The following is a 17346-nucleotide window of genomic DNA, read 5'->3' as shown; positions in this document are numbered from 1 at the left end:
GATCAAAGCCCTTCAGGCTTGGCTACGCAAGTAGTCCGAATGGGAACCTTGCTCCAGCGCTACGCTGGTAAATTATCATTTATTGTAATAAAACTCAATGTTCTCTTTTGTCAGCAAATCTATCGGCATGAAATTCTCCCTTGCCACTTCCTTCTTCAGAATGAGGTATTCGCATAGCGACTTGATGCCGTCGAACCCTTGCAGGGTAGGCTGCTGTGCAATGAGGAAGAAGATGCTCCCTTGTTTCAGGCAATCTACGTTCCGTTGCAGCAAGTCATACCCCATGAGGTTGAAATCATTTTTCTGTTTCTTCTGCAGATACTCCCCGATGATGTATGCCTTGGAGTTGAAGGTGATACCATTCTTTACCGTCGGATGTTCCCGGAAGAACTCATCCAGCATCTGCGTGTCCTCGCTGTCGCGCTTGGCATGCAGGTCCAGTTCCCAGATGCGGCAGGAGGGGTGATGCTCCTGCATGTATTCGCAGAAGCCTATCTCGCGCCGTTCCTGCTGATTGGAACCCACGATACCTTCATTTATCTTGCGGAAGATTACAATCTCCTGTGCATCTTCTCCGGCAAGCAACATCAGCATGCGTGCGGCAAAATATCCGCTTTGATGCGAGTTTTGTCCGAAGAAGGAGAGGGCAGGCTCTTCCTTGATGTTAGAGTCTATATATATATAAGGTATATTGCGCTGCGTCAATCCGTCTGTAAATGATTTGGTATATTGCGGGGCGGTAGGGGCAAACATCACTCCGTCCGGTTCCAGTTCCAGAATCTTCTGCGAAGCTTCCACGAACGAATGATAATCATACGGGTCGTAGTAGGAGAGTTGCACGGCAACGTTGAAATCAGAATAAGTTTCCACCGCACTCTGTATGCCTGTCTCCACGTCCGTCCAGTACTCACCTTTCTCATGCAGCGGCAGCAGGCAGGCAAATGCATACTTCTTGTTGGAAGCCAGCGCGCTGGCATACATATTAGGCTGGTAATCCAGCTGCTTCAGGATTTCCTCTACCCGTTTCCGGCTGGATTCAGATACTCCGCTTCGCCCATGAATCACACGGTCGACGGTTCCTACCGATACATCCGCCATTTTGGCGATGTCTTTTATTCTAACCCTTTCCATTTACAATTTACTATTTATAAAGGCACAATTTGGCTCATTTACGATGCATCTTGTGCGCGAACACAATAATAATCTTAATATTTTCGATACAAATATATGATAATTTTTTGTATTTCAAAAATTGTTGTATCTTTGTGCCCGCACACGAAGCCTATGAAGAACAATCTTGTTTTTGATTTACTCTCCATAGTTTCAGGTGATAAAGGCTGTTTTATGCCATTAAATGATAAATTGAAAGGAAACAAATTAATTTCATATTAAATAAAAACAAAAAAGATTATGGGAAAGAAAGTAGTTACATTAGGTGAAATCATGCTGAGACTGTCCACTCCGGGGAATACGCGTTTCGTACAGTCCGATTCTTTTGATGTAGTATATGGTGGTGGTGAGGCTAACGTAGCTGTCAGCTGTGCCAACTACGGACATGATGCTTATTTTGTAACCAAATTGCCGAAACACGAAATTGGCCAGTCGGCAGTGAATGCTTTGCGCAAGTATGGCGTAAAGACAGATTTCATAGCACGCGGTGGCGACCGTGTCGGCATCTACTATCTTGAAACCGGTGCTTCCATGCGTCCCAGCAAGGTTATCTACGACCGTGCACACTCTGCTATTGCCGAAGCCGATGCAGCAGATTTCGATTTCGATGCTATTATGGAAGGTGCCGACTGGTTCCACTGGTCCGGTATCACTCCCGCTATCTCCGACAAAGCTGCCGAACTGACCCGTCTGGCTTGCGAAGCTGCCAAGCGTCACGGCGTTACTGTTTCCGTCGATCTCAACTTCCGCAAGAAACTCTGGACGAAGGAAAAAGCTCAATCTATCATGAAGCCCCTGATGCAGTTTGTAGATGTATGTATCGGCAATGAAGAAGATGCCGAACTCTGCCTCGGCTTCAAGCCCGATGCTGACGTAGAAGGCGGCAAGACAGATGCCGAAGGCTACAAAGGTATCTTCAAGGCTATGGCTAAAGAATTCGGTTTCAAATATGTGATCTCTACGTTGCGTGAATCTTTCTCGGCTACTCACAACGGTTGGAAAGCAATGATTTACAACGGAGAAGAATTCTACGAATCAAAACGTTACGATATCAATCCTATCATCGACCGCGTAGGTGGCGGTGACTCTTTCTCAGGCGGTATCATCCACGGCCTGCTGACGAAGCCCAACCAAGGTGCTGCCCTCGAATTCGCAGTAGCCGCTTCTGCCTTGAAACATACTATCAATGGTGACTTCAACCTCGTTTCTACTGAAGAAGTGGAGGCATTGGCAGGTGGCGATGCAAGTGGTCGTGTACAACGCTAATTATTAATTATTAAAATTGAAAATCAAGATGGCTAAGTTTGACAAAATAGCAGTATTAAATAAAATCGGCTCTACCGGAATGGTACCTGTCTTCTACCATAAAGATGCAGAAGTAGCGAAGAAAGTAGTAAAGGCTTGTTATGAAGGTGGTGTTCGTGCATTCGAATTTACCAACCGTGGCGATTTCGCTCACGAAGTCTTTGCAGAAGTGGTGAAGTTCGCCGCCAAAGAATGCCCTGAGATGGCTATGGGTGTAGGCTCTATCGTCGATCCTGCAACGGCAGCACTGTACCTGCAACTGGGTGCATGCTTCATTGTCGGCCCGTTGTTCAATCCCGAGATTGCCAAGATCTGTAATCGTCGTCTGGTTGCTTACACTCCGGGATGCGGAAGCGTTTCCGAAGTAGGCTTTGCACAAGAAGTAGGTTGCGACCTTTGCAAGATTTTCCCGGGTGATGTGCTGGGTGCAAAACTCGTGAAAGGTCTGCTGGCTCCGATGCCCTGGTCTAAATTGATGGTGACCGGTGGAGTAGAACCGACTCAGGAGAACCTTACTTCCTGGATTAAAGCCGGCGTATTCTGTGTAGGTATGGGTTCCAAACTCTTCCCCGGCGATAAGGTTGCTGCAGAAGATTGGAACTATGTTACAGAAAAATGTAAAGAAGCGCTGGGCTATATTGCCGAAGCAAGAAAATAAAGAAATTCATTTTGTTTAAAGGTGTTTAAAGGGGACAACCATCGAGGCGTTTCGGCGTTTCGGTGGTTTGTTTTTTTAGTCTAAAGTGTTTATAAGTGTAAAGACTACCCTTCATCTCTAAAACTATGTTATAAAACACATGAAAAAACGCCCAACTGTTTGCGCGCACGAAAGAAACTCTTACCTTTGCAGTGCAGTTGGGAAACTGCATTTGGATTTTAAGTAATAAGATAGTTTTCAAGACATAAAGTTATTAGTTATTAGGTAAAAGGATTGGATTTTAATTTTTTTCATAAGCTAAATGTTTGGATTAAAAATAGGTAAATTAGGTAAGGTAAAAGTTGTAATTAAGACGTTTTCAGATTAGGTAATTGAAGTTTGTTTTTTAGGTAAAAAGAAAGATTGATTTTTAGGTAACAACATTTGATGCAATTAAAAGAAAAGCCTTTTTGGCTTTTCTTACAGGGGCGAGGGGTTCGTGAGAGCTTGCTCGTTTTTTTATTTTCTATATCTCACTTTTTTATATATTTTGTTCAAACTCTACATCTTTTTTGTATCTTTGTCTCGGACATCCATTAAAAATAAGCATAAAATTAAAAAGCTTAAACAGCGCAAGTTTTGGAATACATACTAAATATACTCGATTGGCTTTTATACATACTGTTTGCGATAAACATATTGTATCTCCTGGTCTATAGTCTGGCATCACGTCGGCGCGATTTGCCGTTGTCACCACCGGCAAAGGAACATAAGCGTTTTGCCATCCTTATCCCTGCTTATCGTGAAGACGCCGTCATACACGAGTGCGTACATTCGTGTCTCGATCTGGAGTACCCCGTCGACTGTTTCGACGTCGTTGTCATTTCCGACCGTATGCAACCCGAAACAAATGCTTCCCTTGCCGCATTGCCCATCCGTCTGGTGGAAGTCCATTTCGAAGAGAGCACCAAGTCCAAATCCCTGAATGCCGCCATGGCTGCTATCGGTAACGATTATGATATCGCCGTGGTGCTCGACGCAGACAACGTTATCCCATACGACTATCTGAACGACCTCAATGCGCTCTTTGCCAATCCGGAGGTCGAAGTGATACAGACCCATCGCATTGCCAAGAACCTGAATAACGATATGGCGTTGCTCGATGCTATCAGCGAAGAAATCAATAACACCATTTTCCGTTTGGGGCATGCTAAGTTGGGTATGTCTGCTGCCCTTATCGGTTCCGGCATGGCATTCCATTACGATTTGTTCCGCGATACGATGGCGGATATCAAGGCAGTAGGCGGTTTCGACCGTGAACTTGAACTGACCTTGCTCTATCGTGGCAAGCGTTTCTATTATCTGCCCGAAACCTTTGTCTTCGATGAAAAGATCCAGAATACCGGAGATTTTTCCCGTCAGCGTCGCCGTTGGCTTTCGGCGCAGTGGCACTATTGCCAGATGTTTGCCAAGTACCTTTGGAAAGCTATTGCCGACCGTAACTGGGACTTTTGCGACAAACTTTTCCAGCAAGTTTCCATTCCGCGCCTGCTGCTGATGGGTTTCACCTTCCTCTTCTCTGTGCTTTTCACTATTTACAGCTGGACTTGCGGTTTAAAGTGGTGGCTGCTTTTGATATTACTTGCCGTAGCACTGCTTGTAGCCGTTCCCAAAAGGTTCTGTACCAGCCGGCTGGCTATGTCTCTTCAGAAATTGCCGTACACCTTCCTGCTGATGGCTGCCAACGTTTTCAAGTTGCGCGGGGCGAATAAGAAGTTCATACATACGCAGCATGGGGTGACGGGAGAGTAACAATTTAGAATCATATAGAAAAAACGAATGATATACGGAAAGATCACCTTGGAAGACTGGCGTACAGCTTGTGTGGAAGGCGAGGAGCCTGAATCTTCCTTTGAGAGTTACAACCTGCGGTTATTCTTTTACGGAACTTTATATAATCGGGATACATTGGAAGCCAGTCCGGAAGATAGTAATGCTAAATTGGCGGCTGACGCTTATCTGTCCGATTCGCTTTACGGCTTTTCCCGCTTGGACGGTTCGTTTACCATTGTCTACTATTCGGAGAATGAGTGCGGTATAGCTCGCGATCATCATGGTACGCATTATCCCATCTATTGTACGCTCGACGGTTATTTCTCCACTTCCTGGAAATTCTTGGAAGAGCAGTCCGAAGAGGCGTTCAGCTACAATCCCGTTTCATTAAGCGCATTTCTTCAACGTGGAATATTGAAAGAGGGGCGTAGTGCTATGGCCGATGTACATGTGTTGAATGCCGGTGAAAAATTCTATATGCTTACAGAAGCAGGATATATAAAGCCTGTCGTGGATGCCTTAAAGTTTAAGATACCGATCGATCTCTCTTTTTCTTTGGAAACGTTGAAGGAACATGATCCCGATTTGTATGAAACGGTGAAAGATGATCTCTATTGTCTTAAGCGCGACAGCATATTTTGTTATGACCCTCAAAAAAGCATTGATAAGCATCCTGATATCGAAGCTTGCTCCAGGCGCTATGGCGAGTTGCATGCCCGGGCTATCCGCCGTCGTATCGGAGACAGCCGCCGGGTAGGTATTCTTTTGAGCGGCGGTTACGATTCGGGCTCCAACCTTGCCGCCTTACGCAGTATCTATGACGGCGAAATAGACTCATATTCGGTTGGCTTCAAGGGAGATACCTGGACCGAACTTCCTATGGCGCGGTTGATGTCCGAAACTTTCCATACCCGTCATCATGAGTACGAGATCGATGGTACGGAAATCAATGCTTTGCCCGATATAGTGCGCTTCTTGGGTGAACCCTTTGTAGAAGGAGGACTTATGGTGAACTACTGTGCCATGCGCATGATAGGTGACGACAAACCCGAAGTTATTTTAGGTGGCGACGGCAGCGACCAGTACTTCGGTACTTCCGGTCGCGAGGTGGCATTGCATTATTTGGCTGCCCGTGCTGGTGTACGTCCATTGATGCGCGGCATAAATCGTTTGCTGCAGCATAGAACTTTTGATACCGGTGGCAAACTCTCCCGCATCAATTTCCATCTGGATAAGGTACTCCATATCATGGAAGGTGAGCGTTTTGGCTTTTCCGATTCAGCTTTACGCGGATTTCTTCAAAATCCGGAGGCAGATTTTGAGCCGGCTGTTTCTCCTAAAATCGATACTCGCAGTTTTGAAAATCTTTATACGCAGCATGCGCTTCTTTCCGATCTGGAGATTGTGATTAATCGTATCATTCTCTTCAAGGCTTCCCGCATGGCGCAGATGTTTGGCAATAATTTGACGTTTCCCTTCATGGATCTGGAGCTTTACAATTTTCTGCAAGAGCTGCCCGTCAGTCTGAAGTGCAAGGGAGACAGTGTATGGGATATTGCACGAGGTCGCTCTGTTTCCAAATATTTGCTGAAGTATCACTATAAGCCATTGCTCCCGGAGGCTATCACATCCAAGAAGAAGCAAGGTGGTTTTGCTCCTATGCCGTTGTTTTTCCGCGATCCGTTGCAACGCGCCCGTTTCAAGGAGTTCATTCTTTCTTCCGGCATTACCGATGATTATCTTCGCCGCGATGCAGTGGAGAGGTTTCTTACGGAATATGACCGTGATGCAGGGCAAACGGGTGGCTGGTTCTGGCATAAGCAGAACAAGGCATTGCAATACTTCAATTTGCTGACGCTTGTGGTGTGGTGGGAAGAGTTTGTGGAGGAGCAGGAGGTGAAGTTCTGAAATAAGCGAATGTATATAACCTTTTTCTGAAACAAAAATGTTATATTTGTGATATCGTTGAGTTGAAATCTTTAAAGAAAGAAGACAAATGATTGAAACAAATAATCAAGATATCCGTTGGAAGCAGCGTTTTCAGAATTACGAAAAGGCTTTTAAGCGCCTGACTTGCGCTATAGAAGTTGTCAAAGCTACTCCTGATGACGATTTGTTGCAGTCGGGGCTGGTTCATACGTATGGATATATTTTTGATGTGGTTGTGTACGCGAATATCGAAAATGAGCTCTGAAAGAACATATTGATAGGGTAGGAGAAACTATATATGAAAATATTGTATGTATATAAATCAATAGCTCTACTGGCTGGTATGGAGCGCGTTCTGACTGACAAGATGAATTACTTGGCAGATCAGTTAGGGTACGATATATACTTAATTACTTATGAGCAAGGTGTAAATCCTTTGTCATATCCTTTATCTCCTCGCATTAAATATAAGGATTTGGGAGTCTTATTTTATACAAAGAGTCGTTATTCTTTTCCCAAGCGTTTTTGGATATATAGGAAAATGAGAAACGATTTTAGACAAAAATTTTATGAAGAAGTTCGCAGAATAAATCCTGATATTATAATTTCTACAAATTATTCTTTTCAGATTCTTGACCTTATTATCAGAGCACCAGGAAATAGTAAACATCTTTTGGAAGCTCATATTGCAAAGAGTGCTTTATTAAAAAGTGCCGATTTTGCAAGTTTTTCCCCTTTTAAGGTTGCAACATATTTCTATGATTGGTATATGGTACATCATATAAAGAAATTTGATATTTTAGTCACTTTGACTGAGCAAGATCGAAAAAAATGGGAAAATACGATTCAAACTGTTGCTATACCTAATGTTTTAACTTTATATCCAGCAGATGCGGCTGAATTAACAAATAAATATCTTATTAGTGCGGGACGATACGATGATCAAAAGGGATATGACCTTCTTATTCAGGCATGGAATTTAGTCGCTCCTAAGCATCCAGATTGGCAAATGCATATTTATGGTGATGGACCTCTTAAATCTTCATTGCAGAGTATGATAGAGAAATATGGACTGGCTTCCTCATTTATATTGAATCCAGCAACACCTGATATTTATGATAAGTATTTTGAGCATTCTATTTATGTGATGAGTTCTCGGTTTGAAGGATTTGGTTTAGTATTGATAGAAGCTATGAGTTGTGGTTTGCCGTGTATTTCTTTTGACTGCCCGAGTGGGCCTTCTGAGATTATAAAAAATGGAGAAGATGGTATTTTGGTAGAAAATGGAAATATCGAAAAGCTTTCTGAGGCGATATGCTGTTTAATAGAAGATGAACAGAAGCGAAAACAGATGGGAGCAAAAGCACGAAAGAATATTCTGCGTTACTCTAAAGAGAATATAATGCAGCAATGGGATATCCTGTTTAAACGATTGATATAAAGTATTATTTAAATAGTCAGTAAGTAGAAGGAGAAATATGTCAATAAAGAATCAAGCGGCTAAAGGGGTCATGTGGAATGCGATAGAACGTTTCTCTTCTCAGGGGATACAGTTCGTGCTTACTATTGTGATAGCTCGCCTTCTCTCTCCCGATGATTATGGTCTCATAGCCATGCTTGGTATATTTATGGCAATTGCTCAGACAATGGTTGACAGTGGCTTTTGCAATGCATTGATTCAGAAAAAAAATCGGACGGAACTAGATTACAACACTATGTTCTATTTTAATATTGCAGCTGCTGTTTTCATTTATCTACTTTTATTTGTTTCAGCTCCATTTATTGCTGATTTTTATAATCAACCAGCATTGGTAAAAGTGACTCGTGTCTTTGGCTTGGGATTGATAACCAGTTCTTTGGGAACTATCCAAATGACTCGCCTGATGATTGCACTTGATTTCAAGAAATTAGCAATAGCTACATTGTTGTCGGTTGTTGTTGGTGGTAGTATTGGAGTTTGGATGGCTTGTCATGGATATGGAGTCTGGACATTAGTATTTCAGAATTTGATAGGCAATCTCACATGGACTGTCATCTTGTGGCATTCTGCCAGATGGCGGCCTGCATGGGAGTTTTCTTTGACTTCTTTTCGGTCTCTTTTCTCTTTCGGATCACGATTGCTTTTTTCTAATCTGCTTCATACGCTTTATACGAATATGTACTCGTTGGTGGTTGGAAAATGTTTCAATGCGGCTACATTGGGTTTTTTCAACCGTGCTTATACATTGGGACAATTTCCTGTGCAAAATTTCGGAAATGTTGTTCAGAAAGTTTTATACCCCATACAATGCCGTTATCAAGATAATGACGATAAGTTCAACGAGATATTTATAACTTATTTACGGGTATCGGGTTTTCTTTTATTCCCATTAATGATAGGACTTGCTGTACTTTCTACGCCTGTCATTCAATTGCTTCTCACAGAAAAATGGTTATCGGCAGCGTCATTTTTGCAAGTGCTTAGCTTGGCTTTTATGTGGCTTCCAATTATGCAGGCCAATGTTTCGGTATTGGATGCTAAAGGAAGAAGTGACTATCATATGCAGTCGGAAATCATTAAAAAGATTTTGGCCGTATTAATTCTTTTTTCTACCATTCCTTTTGGAATAAAAGCTGTTTGTTGGGGTGTGTTGGTATATTCAGCTGTAGATATGATCGTAATTGTGGCTTATTCCAGAAGATTGACTGGCATAGGATATAAGGCTCAAATACGTATATTAGCGCCTTCGATGTTATTAGCTATATGTATGGGAGGGATCGTCTATATGGTAGCATCTTTGGTATCGTCGGTTGCTGCTAAGTTGGTGTTAGGGTTGATTTGTGGGGTGGCTTTTTATGTACTGACCACTTGGCTGTTAAAATTTCAAGAATATAAACTTTTGCGTTCATTCCTTAGAAAAGATTCGGGATATTGAGCAGGAAATTAAATAAAATGTTATGAAAAAAGTGAAAATCGCCTATTGCATACCTGCACTCTATTATCCAAGTGGTATGGAACGTGTCTTGACTATGAAGGCTAATTTCTTGGCAAGACATGGCTACGAGGTACATATCATTGTTACTGATGGCGGTGATAAGTCACCTGCTTTTCCGCTAGAAACTTCGATAAAAGTGCATCAACTGGATATTGATTTTGAGGAACCTTATCATTATCCATTTGTGCGCAGGGTATGGTTGTATCGGAAAAAAATGCGGGTTTTCCGGAAGGAACTGGATGCTTGTCTACACCGGATAAAGCCAGACATCACAGTTTCTCTGCTGCGTCGTGACATAAACATAATAAACCGCATGACTGACGGTAGCGTGAAAATAGGTGAAATTCACTTCGACCGTCTTCATTATCGGCATTTTAGTGCTCCTTGGATGCCGTATTTTCTTTACTGTTTCATACAGCGTCGTTGGATGGCTGCTTTGATACATGAATTGAAAAAACTTTCTAGGTTTGTGGTACTGACGCATGAAGATGCGGCCTATTGGCCTGAACTGGAAAATGTGATGGTAATTCCCAACCCGTCCTCTTTTTTTCCGGAAGAGCAGTCGGAGTGTACGGCAAAGCAAGTTATCGCTGTAGGGCGATATGTTTCTCAGAAAGGGTTTGATCGGCTGATAAATGCATGGCAGTTGGTTGCGGATAGACATCCAGACTGGCAGTTGAAGATTTATGGAGATGGGGCAATGCGTACACAATTGGAACGGCAGATTACTGCTTTGTGTTTGCAAGACAGTTGCTTTTTGGAGGGGACGGTATCCGATATTGACCAAAAAATGAGAGAAAGTTCTATTTTTGTGTTGAGTTCTCGTTTTGAAGGGCTTTCTATGGTGCTCATTGAAGCCATGGCCTGCGGATTGCCTGTAGTGGCGTTTGCTTGTCATTGCGGACCCCGTGATGTCATTTCAGATGGGGTGGATGGATACTTGGTTGAGGATGGGAATATTTCAGCATTGGCAAGCCGAATAAACGAGTTGATAGAAAATGAAAATATGCGTCAAGCATTGGGACGAAACGCCCGTAAGAAGGCGTTGAATTATGATATGATGTCTGTTGGGACATTGTGGATGAAGTTGTTTGATGAGTTGTTAAAGAAGAATGGAAAGGAGAAATGTACATGAGTTGGTATGAAAAGTATATGCAGGTTTATGAGAAGCCTTATGATGAGGTTGCTTATGCGGATATTGTGTCAGAAGTCCGTGTGAATTTAGCAAAGTTGCAGAGTGAACATCCTTTGGTTACGGTTTCTGTTATAGCTTATAATGAGGAAAAACATTTGTTGGCTTGTTTATGGGCATTGAGCGAATTGAATACTCGTTATCCGATAGAAATTATCGGTGTGGACAATGACTCCAAAGACAGAACAAGGGATGTGTTTCGTGCTTCTGGCATACCTTATTATATTGAGTTGCAACATAGTTGCGGGTATGCCCGTTCATGTGGTCTGGCGCATGCACATGGAAAATATCATGTAAACATTGATGCAGACACTCTTTATCCTCCTGAATATGTTGATCGGATAATTGATATTATGGAACATAACTCTGAAGTGGTGGGAGTATGTGGTACGTGGAGCTATTTCTCCAATGAAAGACAGTCGAAAGTTGAACTTTACATTTACGAATGTGTTCGTGACATATATTTACGTTTGCAGTCATGGAAAAGACCAGAGTTGTCTGTTCGTGGACTTGTATTTGCTTATCGTACGGAGGAAGCCCGTAATGTAGGCATTCGATGTGACATTATTCGGGGAGAGGATGGGATGCTGGCTTTCGGGTTGCGTCGGTATGGTCGAATTGCTTTCTTGCGGCATCACAAAGTGCGAGCTATCACTGGATATGGAACAATGGGTGACGGAATGCTTTGGAAACGTTTTAGGATGCGTGTGCGGCAGGTCCTGTCGAAAATGTTTACGCTGTTTACTTCGGCTAAGGAATATAAAGATGAAGAACATAATTTAGTTAAATAAGTTTTATTAGAAAGAATATGGTTTCTATCATCACTATAAATTATAATGGCTGGCAGGACACTTGTGAATTGATTGCGTCTCTAAAATTGTATGAAACGTATCCTTATGAAGTGATTGTCGTTGATAATGCCTCTGTGGGAGAGGATGTTGAGCGTATAAGGACTCTTCATCCAGATGTTAAGGTAGTGTGCGCAGAGCGTAATTTGGGGTTTGCTGGTGGGAATAATCTTGGTTATGATTATGCTAAGGGAAACTTCATACTATTTTTGAACAATGATATGGTGATAAAAGAACCTATATTGCATCCTTTAGTAGAAAGTTTAACTGATAGCAAAATAGGTGGGGTATCACCTTGCATCTTTTTTTATTATCATCCGGAAGAAATACAGTATTATGGATACACAGAAATGACTCCTATTACTTTGAGGCATACCAAGAAGCCTTTTAATCCGTCCAAGATGGTGGAGTATATGAAGTCCAAGGAGACAGAAGTGTTGCATGGAGGTGCCATGATGTTGCGGCGTGATGTGATAGAGCGAGTGGGACGTATGACCGAAATCTATTTTCTTTTCTATGAGGAATTTGATTGGAGTCGTAGGATACGTGCAGCCGGTTATAAGTTGTTTTATGAGCCTCGTTCAAAGGTGTATCATAAAGAGAGTGTGAGTATTCCTCGGAAAACTCCGAAGAGGGAATATTATTTGAATCGATCACGCGTCATTTACGCGAGACGTAATTGTAATGGAGGACGTAAGTTACTGGCATGCTCCTATTTACTGTTAGTGGTTTTGCCTAAAATGGCGTTTATATATTTGCTGAAACGTCGTTGGGATTTATTTTTGGCAGCATTGCGAGGCACTTTTGCAGGACTTTTTAAGAAACTATAATCAAATAAAAATGAAGCAAACTTTTCCTGAGTTAATATTATTCTTTCTTTTGCTGATCTTGAATATATCAGCAGCTTTTTTATATAATCTGAGTAATGAAATTGCTTTAATGATCCCTATACGTTTGGGAGCAGCACTTATTAATGGAATGGGGGTTTCTTTGTTCCTTACGCTGATAGTTAAATATGTTCGCAAATATTTTAAGATAGGAATTTCTCCTTTTTTGATTGGGATTATGTGGATATTATTAGTTGTAGAATGCTTTCTGTTACTGAATTTCTATACGTTGTTAACTCCTTCAGTTGTGATGGTTATATTAGAAACAAATCATTCTGAAGCTTCTGAGTTTTTTGCATCTTATTTCAATGCTAAAACATGGGGAATGCTATTTTTTATTATTGTTTTGAGTATACTTGTTTTTCATTATCGGAGAAAGATATATAATATGCCATTGCCTGCATTTTTTAAGAAAAAAAGTGTTTTGTGGTCTATGTGTATTGCAATTCTAATATCATATATAGGCCTTACTTATTATGTCACTCAAGTTCGCCATATGACTTCTTATCAGATGTTGACAGGAATGGAGCGTCTTTGGCATTCTTCTAAAACGGCTCTTAATGACCGGATAGAATACAAAAAGTATAAAAAAATGGTGTTGCAAGATCCACCGATTGTTACGAGAAATAAATCAGATGTTCCTTATGTTGTGATTATTTTAGGTGAGTCATTGTCAAAATGGCATATGAATGCTTATGGTTATCAGCTTCTTACTACGCCTTATCTGAATAGGCGTATGAAGAACGGAGAATCATATCGTTTTGACAATGTTTGTACTCCTCGTACTGTAACCTCTGAAGCTATTAGGCAAATTATGACCTTCTACTCCGATAAGTCCGATAAATCTTGGTATTATTATCATACATTGCCTGCTGTAATGAAAGCAGCAGGATATTATACTTGTTGGTTATCCAATCAAGATAGTTTCACAATTGGGGATAATAATTCGACAGCAGGAATTGCTTCTACATCTTCTGTTGTGGAATTTGCTCATCAGAGGCATGCTTCTGAAGAACGGTATGGGTATTTTGATGGTGATTTGTTACCGTTGTTAGAAAAGCATTTAGATAAAAAGGATCCTAAGAAATTTATTTGTCTTCATCTTATGGGTTCACATCGTCGTTATACAAATAGATACCCATCGGAATTTAATCGGTTTGGCATTGATGATATTGAAAAGGAAGCAGGTGTAGAGATTAAGCGGACCATCTCTGAATATGATAACTCTGTTTTATACAATGATTTTGTTTGTGAGGAAGTCATTAAACGACTGATAAAAAAGGATGCGATTGTATTTTGCTTCCCGGATCATGGTGAAGAAGTGTATGATACGCGTAATATGTGTGGGCATAGTTTGGATAATCCAAGTGCGCCAATGCGAGAAATACCATTTTGGATATGGACTTCTGATTCTTTTAGAGAAAATCATTTGTTACTATCAGAAAGAATTAGAAGTAAGGTCTTGCAATCGTTCAATACTGCTAATTTTATTCATACAGTAATGGATGTTTGCGGTATAGAAACAGAACAATATCAATATACAGAAAGTTTATTTTATTCAGGGAATTAGACAAGTTCTATGACGTCAGATTGAACTTTATAATATGTACATATTCTTGCAGAGCTGAACAAATGCAAGGCTGAAAATGTGATGACAGTAGCAGTGGAAAAGTATGTAAAGAAGTGAAATTGTAATAATACATTGATAAGATGAGGATGTTTCGCGAAAGATGAATCATTTGCTCCTTATCTTTTGTGGTATTTCCTTTTTTATGAAATGATTTTTTATGGATAAGCTGTAGAATATTTTAAATAGAATGTTTAGATTTGTATCTAAAATGTATGAATTTTTTTTCTTGAATATAAGGGGCTGAGGAAGATCCCGATGCCTCACGACTTTTTATCCGGATAATCTATCAGCATAGCATGAACCGGAATGCGAGTGAGTGGCATTGCTGTTTTTATCTGTCACTCAATCTTCCATCCGTCTATCCCCCTCTTTTTCAAAGAGAAGTTTACCCCTATGCGATACAGTTTACGTTCATCCATTGCGAACGGTTTTGCATATCCTTTGTCTTCTATCTGTTGTAGCGCCTCTTCGGGTGTACCATCCAGTTTGAACTCTATGATGTAAACGTAGTCCTTGGTTTCTATCACCATATCCATGCGGCTTTCACTGGTGGGACGTTCTACTTTGGTGTAAAATCCCATCATGCGCATTATGATAAAGAAGGCATTCTGAAAATACAATTCAGCATCACCCACAATCTTGTAATCCGTATCGGAGAACATAGTAGAAAGGCGTGTCATGAATTGTTCGGGATTGCCTTTGCGTACATCCGCTATGAAATTTGATACAAAATAGATAGATTCACTGTCTTTTAGAGGGATGTAGTAGGGAACCAGGTACTTGATGAATCCCTCAGCCACTTCCTTGTTGGGAAATCCCAAATGATATATATCGAATTCTTCGTCATACCCTTTTATCGTAAGATACCCGCTTTGGTAAATCACTGCAACAGGGTTATCTTTAAACGATTCCACATCGGTAAGCGTTTTTGCGGTAACTCCTTCGCTCGTAAGGTCAGGCAGGCAGAAATTGTTGTCTTTCAGTAATTTTACGAGGTAAGTAGGAGTACCGGTCTCAAACCAGTAGTTACCGAACTCTTTGGAACGGAAGGTGTTCAGCAGGCTGAAGGGATTGTACATATCTGTTCCGTTCTGGCGGAAGTGATAGCCGTCGTAACGTTCTTTCAGCCGTTGGCAGGCTTCCTCGTAACTGATGCCGTAGTTCTCCGCCATTTCGTGGAGTGGTTCTTCAAAATAAGTGTGTATTTCTTCGTCAGTCATTCCGCAAATAGTCTGGAACTGTCGGTCCATTGAAAGATCTATCAGGTTGTTCAAGTCGCTGAATACGCTGACCTTCCCGAATTTTGTCACTCCCGTCAGGAATCCGAAACGGATATATCTGTCCTGTGTCTTCATTACGGAGTAGAAGGCTTTGAGCGTGTTGCGGTATTCGTTCTGTAACTCATCGTTACCTATGACCTGGAGCATGGGTTTGTCGTATTCGTCCACGAGGATAGCCACGCGCTGGCCAGTCTGTTCGTAGGCGCGGCGGATGATTCCTTTGAACCGTAGTTCGGGGGTGACCTCGCTCGGAGCTGTTCCATAGATGTCTTCCCATTGGCAAAGGGTATCGTTCAGTACATCAATAAGACTGTTCTTTTCGTCATATTTACCCGTATTCAGATCCAAGTGCAGCACCGGATGTTTCGTCCATTCCTTTTCAAGTTGTTCCATCTCCAGTCCCTTGAACAGTTCCTGCTGCCCGTTGAAGTAGGCTTCCAAGGTGCTGATGAGTAAACTTTTTCCGAATCTTCGTGGGCGACTCAGAAAGTAATAGCTGTTCGTATTTGCTAATTGGTAAATTAAGGCAGTTTTGTCCACATAGGCGTATCCGCCCAGGCGAATTTTCTCAAAACTCTGTATTCCGATAGGGTATTTCATACGATAGAACTTTAATCTGTTGCGAAGTTAGTAAAAAAAGTAGGAATAAAAAATGAGGTGGCAAAAAAGCTTTGCCACCTCATTCCTTAATTACCACCTTTCCTTCCTCACCTCAAAGCACGGACATTGTTTCGTCCATTCCATCGGCTCCATTTCTCCATTTCCGTTCCGATCCGGACTCAGGTCGCGATGTCCTACAACTTTTGCATCCGGATAATCCATCAGCAAAGCGCGGACCAGGACGCGGAGTGAGTGGCGCTGCAATGTATCACAATCAGATTGATAAAACGCATCTTAAATTAAGAATTAAAAATTAAAAATTGAAAGGATATGCCGTCATGGCGTGTGCACTGAGTGCACCCAGCACGGCCGAAGCTACGGCGATAATCACTTTCAATACTTTGTCCCAGGTTGTTGATTTTATACTCATAAGATTTTAAAGTTTAGGTTTTAAGTTTTTATCCCAATGGGTTTTCTCCCTGATCACCGTCGCTGCCGCCGGAGCTGCTGCCTCCTGAGCCACTTCCGGGAGTTTTTTCTCCTACGGTGTAAGTGGAGGACTCTTTCAACTGGCCTTCCAGATTAATCTGGGCATTGCTCAGTTCACCCGTGGCACGGGCTCGGAGCTTCAACCCCTTTACGTTGTTGGCCAGTGAAAACTCGGCAGCCGATGCTGCACCTTTCTTGCTGACGATGCCTACGGAGAAGATGGCAAGATCGTCCAGCTTCACATTCTTGCTGTCCAGGATCAGTTCCTTGATGCAGGAAATCATGTCCGCCAACACTCCCTTGATGACACCGGCCGAGTAGGGCGTGTTGTGGTTGGACATGTGTTTGGCCAGTTTCTCGGTGTCGTAAGTGTCTTCAATCACGGGACGTGCATACCAGAGTCCTTTCAGCGGGCTGTTTTCGCCCGTCACTTGATACTTTTTGTAACGAATCATAGTTTGAAATAAATTAAATAATTAAACAATTAAAAATTAAACATTCACGGAGTTGAGCTCAACAATGCAAAGATAACACCGCGTCTACAGACGTTTGTCACTTCCGGACGGTTCCG

Annotated in this window: 15 protein-coding genes and 1 pseudogene; 11 read left to right on the top strand and 5 right to left on the bottom strand. The window is 41.9% G+C overall.

Annotation, left to right across the window (positions count from 1 at the left end):
- Window positions 1-75: 75 nt before the first annotated feature.
- Entirely contained in the window at window positions 76-1131 is a 1056-nt protein-coding gene (locus AAE250_RS22820; protein WP_294602400.1) for a LacI family DNA-binding transcriptional regulator, read from the bottom strand.
- Window positions 1132-1410: 279 nt separating this feature from the next.
- Between AAE250_RS22820 and AAE250_RS22815 the strand changes: the two genes are divergently transcribed.
- The 11 genes from AAE250_RS22815 (at window position 1411) to AAE250_RS22765 (ending at window position 14346) form a co-directional block, all read left to right on the top strand.
- On the top strand, window positions 1411-2436 hold the full coding sequence (locus tag AAE250_RS22815) for a sugar kinase (protein ID WP_294602399.1): 1026 nt from the start codon (window positions 1411-1413) through the stop codon (window positions 2434-2436).
- Between the two features lie 28 nt (window positions 2437-2464).
- Entirely contained in the window at window positions 2465-3133 is a 669-nt protein-coding gene (locus AAE250_RS22810; RefSeq protein ID WP_294602398.1) for a bifunctional 4-hydroxy-2-oxoglutarate aldolase/2-dehydro-3-deoxy-phosphogluconate aldolase, read from the top strand.
- 618 nt (window positions 3134-3751) lie between these two features.
- Entirely contained in the window at window positions 3752-4924 is a 1173-nt protein-coding gene (locus AAE250_RS22805; RefSeq protein ID WP_294602397.1) for a glycosyltransferase, read from the top strand.
- Between the two features lie 27 nt (window positions 4925-4951).
- Complete coding sequence (locus AAE250_RS22800; RefSeq protein ID WP_294602396.1) at window positions 4952-6853, top strand: asparagine synthase-related protein; 1902 nt, start codon at window positions 4952-4954, stop codon at window positions 6851-6853.
- Between the two features lie 88 nt (window positions 6854-6941).
- Window positions 6942-7139, top strand: a complete 198-nt coding sequence (locus AAE250_RS22795; RefSeq protein WP_294602395.1) for a hypothetical protein — start codon at window positions 6942-6944, stop codon at window positions 7137-7139.
- 33 nt (window positions 7140-7172) lie between these two features.
- Window positions 7173-8315: a glycosyltransferase family 4 protein gene (locus AAE250_RS22790; RefSeq protein ID WP_294602394.1), complete on the top strand. Its 1143-nt coding sequence runs from the start codon at window positions 7173-7175 to the stop codon at window positions 8313-8315.
- A 37-nt stretch (window positions 8316-8352) separates the two neighbouring features.
- Complete coding sequence (locus AAE250_RS22785; RefSeq protein WP_294602392.1) at window positions 8353-9789, top strand: lipopolysaccharide biosynthesis protein; 1437 nt, start codon at window positions 8353-8355, stop codon at window positions 9787-9789.
- Between the two features lie 22 nt (window positions 9790-9811).
- Window positions 9812-10984: a glycosyltransferase family 4 protein gene (locus tag AAE250_RS22780; protein WP_294602389.1), complete on the top strand. Its 1173-nt coding sequence runs from the start codon at window positions 9812-9814 to the stop codon at window positions 10982-10984.
- Entirely contained in the window at window positions 10981-11832 is an 852-nt protein-coding gene (locus tag AAE250_RS22775) for a glycosyltransferase family 2 protein (protein WP_294602387.1), read from the top strand. Before AAE250_RS22780 ends, AAE250_RS22775 begins: the two co-directional genes overlap by 4 nt.
- Before the next feature lie 17 nt (window positions 11833-11849).
- A complete protein-coding gene (locus AAE250_RS22770) occupies window positions 11850-12719 on the top strand; it encodes a glycosyltransferase family 2 protein (RefSeq protein ID WP_294602386.1) in 870 nt (289 codons plus the stop codon).
- A 10-nt stretch (window positions 12720-12729) separates the two neighbouring features.
- Window positions 12730-14346, top strand: coding sequence for a phosphoethanolamine transferase (locus AAE250_RS22765; RefSeq protein ID WP_294602384.1), 1617 nt, complete (start codon window positions 12730-12732; stop codon window positions 14344-14346).
- A gap of 398 nt (window positions 14347-14744) precedes the next feature.
- Here the strand turns inward: AAE250_RS22765 and AAE250_RS22760 are convergent, their stop codons facing one another.
- From AAE250_RS22760 to AAE250_RS22745, 4 genes and pseudogenes are all read right to left on the bottom strand, one after another.
- Entirely contained in the window at window positions 14745-16286 is a 1542-nt protein-coding gene (locus AAE250_RS22760) for an ATP-binding protein (RefSeq protein ID WP_294602380.1), read from the bottom strand.
- Between the two features lie 90 nt (window positions 16287-16376).
- Window positions 16377-16547 (bottom strand): annotated as a pseudogene (locus AAE250_RS22755) (N-acetylmuramoyl-L-alanine amidase); the annotation flags it as partial.
- 52 nt (window positions 16548-16599) lie between these two features.
- The gene (locus AAE250_RS22750; protein WP_294602379.1) at window positions 16600-16716 is read right to left on the bottom strand and encodes a smalltalk protein; all 117 of its coding nucleotides are present in this window, start codon (window positions 16714-16716) and stop codon (window positions 16600-16602) included.
- Between the two features lie 28 nt (window positions 16717-16744).
- A complete protein-coding gene (locus AAE250_RS22745; RefSeq protein ID WP_342289449.1) occupies window positions 16745-17230 on the bottom strand; it encodes an HU family DNA-binding protein in 486 nt (161 codons plus the stop codon).
- Between the last annotated feature and the right edge of the window lie 116 nt (window positions 17231-17346).

It is taken from the genome of Bacteroides sp. GD17 (assembly GCF_038448625.1).
GTDB lineage: Bacteria > Bacteroidota > Bacteroidia > Bacteroidales > Bacteroidaceae > Bacteroides.
The sequence above is the reverse complement of the archived record's forward strand: the minus strand, read 5'-3'. Positions and strand labels throughout refer to the sequence as shown.

Excerpts from the sequence above, each read along its gene's own strand:
- AAE250_RS22820 (WP_294602400.1), bottom strand. The coding sequence starts at position 1,131 with ATGGAAAGGGTTAGAATAAAAGACATCGCCAAAATGGCGGATGTATCG.
- AAE250_RS22815 (WP_294602399.1), top strand. The coding sequence starts at position 1,411 with ATGGGAAAGAAAGTAGTTACATTAGGTGAAATCATGCTGAGACTGTCC.
- AAE250_RS22810 (WP_294602398.1), top strand. The coding sequence starts at position 2,465 with ATGGCTAAGTTTGACAAAATAGCAGTATTAAATAAAATCGGCTCTACC.
- AAE250_RS22800 (WP_294602396.1), top strand. The coding sequence starts at position 4,952 with ATGATATACGGAAAGATCACCTTGGAAGACTGGCGTACAGCTTGTGTG.
- AAE250_RS22795 (WP_294602395.1), top strand. The coding sequence starts at position 6,942 with ATGATTGAAACAAATAATCAAGATATCCGTTGGAAGCAGCGTTTTCAG.
- AAE250_RS22790 (WP_294602394.1), top strand. The coding sequence starts at position 7,173 with ATGAAAATATTGTATGTATATAAATCAATAGCTCTACTGGCTGGTATG.
- AAE250_RS22785 (WP_294602392.1), top strand. The coding sequence starts at position 8,353 with ATGTCAATAAAGAATCAAGCGGCTAAAGGGGTCATGTGGAATGCGATA.
- AAE250_RS22780 (WP_294602389.1), top strand. The coding sequence starts at position 9,812 with ATGAAAAAAGTGAAAATCGCCTATTGCATACCTGCACTCTATTATCCA.
- AAE250_RS22775 (WP_294602387.1), top strand. The coding sequence starts at position 10,981 with ATGAGTTGGTATGAAAAGTATATGCAGGTTTATGAGAAGCCTTATGAT.
- AAE250_RS22770 (WP_294602386.1), top strand. The coding sequence starts at position 11,850 with ATGGTTTCTATCATCACTATAAATTATAATGGCTGGCAGGACACTTGT.
- AAE250_RS22765 (WP_294602384.1), top strand. The coding sequence starts at position 12,730 with ATGAAGCAAACTTTTCCTGAGTTAATATTATTCTTTCTTTTGCTGATC.
- AAE250_RS22760 (WP_294602380.1), bottom strand. The coding sequence starts at position 16,286 with ATGAAATACCCTATCGGAATACAGAGTTTTGAGAAAATTCGCCTGGGC.
- AAE250_RS22750 (WP_294602379.1), bottom strand. The coding sequence starts at position 16,716 with ATGAGTATAAAATCAACAACCTGGGACAAAGTATTGAAAGTGATTATC.
- AAE250_RS22745 (WP_342289449.1), bottom strand. The coding sequence starts at position 17,230 with ATGATTCGTTACAAAAAGTATCAAGTGACGGGCGAAAACAGCCCGCTG.